This window comes from Haladaptatus sp., assembly GCF_049589095.1.
Lineage (GTDB): Archaea > Halobacteriota > Halobacteria > Halobacteriales > Haladaptataceae > Haladaptatus.
In genome coordinates this window covers 1-3,183 of the sequence record NZ_JBAWAC010000454.1, presented here as the reverse complement: position 1 = coordinate 3,183, position 3,183 = coordinate 1, and the positions used below count along the sequence as shown (strand labels likewise).

3 protein-coding genes are annotated in these 3,183 nt (G+C 57.6%); all 3 read right to left on the bottom strand.

Going from position 1 to position 3,183, the window contains the following annotated elements:
• Positions 1-200 precede the first annotated feature (200 nt).
• A complete protein-coding gene (locus WBV42_RS14275; RefSeq protein WP_423986623.1) occupies positions 201-608 on the bottom strand; it encodes a hypothetical protein in 408 nt (135 codons plus the stop codon).
• A complete protein-coding gene (locus WBV42_RS14270) occupies positions 569-1,234 on the bottom strand; it encodes a hypothetical protein (protein WP_423986622.1) in 666 nt (221 codons plus the stop codon). The genes WBV42_RS14275 and WBV42_RS14270 overlap by 40 nt, the downstream gene beginning before the upstream one ends.
• Positions 1,235-2,785: 1,551 nt before the next feature.
• Positions 2,786-3,183: M48 family metallopeptidase (locus tag WBV42_RS14265; protein WP_423986621.1), on the bottom strand; the 398-nt coding region annotated here is incomplete at its 5' end.

The window sequence follows — 3,183 nt, the reverse complement described above, 5'->3', positions numbered from 1 at the left end:
GGCGAAAGCGAGAGGGATGTCCGAAGGTCGGCCAGCAACACTTCCCAAATGCCGGTAATAAAACCAAAAAGACCGAACGAGAGAGCGGTGGCGATGAACGCCGGTGTTCGAAAGATCGACCGTGGTTCGCCCTCCGTCATACTCGCCATTCATCATAAGCGACGTGGATCAGTATCATGTGACTTCTGGCAGCATACTCTTCAGCTCAACAACTTGATTTGTACGATGCCCGAACGTGGCTTCTCCTGGTCACGTGTCGTTTCGAGCGTGACGGGCCGTCCGGTCGCGTTCACGGCACCCACCGCAATGAACGACGCAACGGGATGATCGAAACGGTCGACCGGACCGTATCGACTGCCACTGACACGGATGTTGATGGTATCGTTTTCCACGTCTACCTCCGGGGTCGCACTCCCGACGAGTTCGAACTCTTCAACGAGTGCGTCCGCGAGTTCGTCAGCGAGTTCGGGGACCTCGTTCGCGGTATCGCCCACCATGGACTCATACTCGTGGAACAGTCCGGACCCCGTCGGTGGGACGGCCACGCCTCGCTGGCGCTCGTCGTCCGTCACGACGAACAGTGTGTCCGCCTCGTCCTCCGAGGGCAACTCGTATTCTCCGTGATGTGGAATGAAGAGACGGACACCCGCATTCGGACCGGTCGAGTCACCGGCCGGGAGATAGACGTTCGTTTCGGAGAGACCGAGGGATCCGACCAGTTCGTCGCCGATTGCCGCATGGGCGGCGTACGTCGCTCGCCGACCGCCGCCGAGACGAACTGCTCGGGCGTCAAAAAGTAGATGAGTACGGCCCCGAACAGGCCGGTTCCGACGAGAGCGAAGAGAACGGTTCGTGACGTGGGAAACAGCAGTCCACCGACGGCGACGAGCGCCCCGTTGTCGGCGACCCCGCTGATGATCGGATAGACCGCATACGGCCCACCGGGAAGGACCCCGCCGAGCAATCCAGCGAGCACCACGCCCGGCGTCCCCGCCGATCCACCGACGAGTCTGCTAATGGCGCTCGCGGGGACGAGCGTCTCGATCGCACTGGCGAGCAACAGCGCCGCGAGGACGAGGGTTGCTAGTCCGACTAGCATCCGAGCGCCACTCTCGAAACTCTCGCGGGCGGCGTCAGGACGGCGAACCGAGAGATACACGTAGAGGACGATCGTGCCCAAGATGACGATCCGCTGTCCGGGGCCGGAACCGATCAGGATATCGACGATCGACATGTGAAAACCAAGTTAGTGCATGCATTATACCTGATCATTTTTTGTGCCACGTGTCAAAACGAGGTCCGAGATCGAGCGAATCATCGGCCGCCGCGGCGTTCGACGATGCTGACGGCGCACTGAACGTCACGGACTGAGACGAGTTCGCGGCGGCGGACGAAGCGTTCAATTAGATGGCAAGCATGGGCGTCAGTGGACGACCTCGCGTCGAACCCGATCGTTCGTACCGACTCGACGTGAGACAGGTGAGAAACGGGTATCCAATCCTCGGAGCAACCGTGAGAAACCATAGCGACTTCCGGATCCGACGAGTTGGAGAGTTCGACGCCAGAAGGGTAAACAATATTTCGCTATACACAATGCGCATCGATCGTGGGTGGTGGTTCGAGGGGACATGTGTCAGGACTCGTCCCCTCATCCGTTCGATGTTACGGCGGGTGTCTGGGGGATGGAACACGATGATCGAGTGAAAGGGCAATACAGTGCGGGACTGGTATCATCGCGGCAACGTTGCCGTAGTTACGTCGCCACGGACCGTGTGGAGGTGAGAACACGGACGGTAGAGCGTTCGGCGGCGGTCCCTGTCACACAAGGTGTACATGTTGAAATCACCACTGTCGGTACCGAAATCGCCGAGGCGGCCGGTCATCCTCGATAGCCCGGTCAATATAGTGATACCACTCGCCGTGATGGAGCTGCACTATAAGTACTGTCACAGCCAGAAAAGACGGGAGAACGATGCACCACCCCCTTCCTACCGAGTGAAATCGTGAGTTCCACAGCGGTCATCGACCCCACCGTTGGTACGCGATTCCCGCTCGACATCCGTGAGCATTCGTACGATTCATCGTTGCTACTGCCGAAGATAGAAAACGGTCGCGTACGGGGATGACGGGATCGAGCGTGATCCGAAAATCGGCGGATGAAACTCCAAATGGTGGAGATGGCAACCCTATTGACTACGGGCAATAGGAGGGAGACAACAATTACAGGATTGTCACTGTAACATCAATTGCCGGTAAACACCACCTGTTATCGAAGAGGACAGCCATTTATATTGTGTTAACTACACAATCATACATGGAAGAAAGAGAGAGCATCAGCAGTGATATTGTCACTCTATAGAACATAATTCCGACACCGTATTCATATCAATTAATATAACATTAATGTGTCCCACGAATCCAATTTCGTCCCCATCCGATAGTGATTCGAAGTAGAGTAGATTATCTACCGAATATGGACAGATGACCCGAGAACGTCGAGCAGATTGGGAAGTGATCCTTCAACGAGATGTTCGAATCGGTTGTGCCCCATGTCGATCGATGGAGGGGTATCCGTATCGGCCATAGAATATTGTATCTTTTTTGAATTCCCGATGATTGGTAATCCTCCGAAATCGCGGAGTCACGTGAGTTACAGGAACGGACGGAGCTCGGACAGATTCGTTTCCCTCGCGAACGAAGGAAGGACGAAACGAGGTGTGCTGGGTTCAGTGAACGGGTTCGAATGTTCGAAAAAGGAAAGTCGAATACACTAGTGCCGCTGGGATCAGCGGATTTCGACGTTGTGCCAGCGGTCCGTTTCGTGGCGTGCAACGGTCGCTGCGGCCTCGCGAACGCGACTCACTCGTTCGTCCGTCGGCGGGTGACTCGCGAACGCCCGTTCGAGCGGCGTCTGCTCCCTCCGCCGGTTGCGGTCCGGGAACACCCACGAGAACAATCCCCAGCCGGGCTCGCTCGCACGTTGGAGCTTTTCGAGTGCACGAGCAAACGCCAGCGGATCGTCGAGTACCGCCACGGCTCGCCGGTCGGCGGCGTACTCCCGACGGCGGGAGTACGCTTGGAGCGTCAGCGTCGGAGCGGCGAACAGCCCCATCACGATCCCAGCCAGTCCGCGTCGTAGGCCGCTACCGACGCTGGCTGGACCTCGCACCGGTCGACCCAGAA

Bases quoted from the DNA above. Each gene is read 5' to 3' on its own strand.
- WBV42_RS14270 (WP_423986622.1), bottom strand. From the start codon at position 1,234: ATGTCGATCGTCGATATCCTGATCGGTTCCGGCCCCGGACAGCGGATC.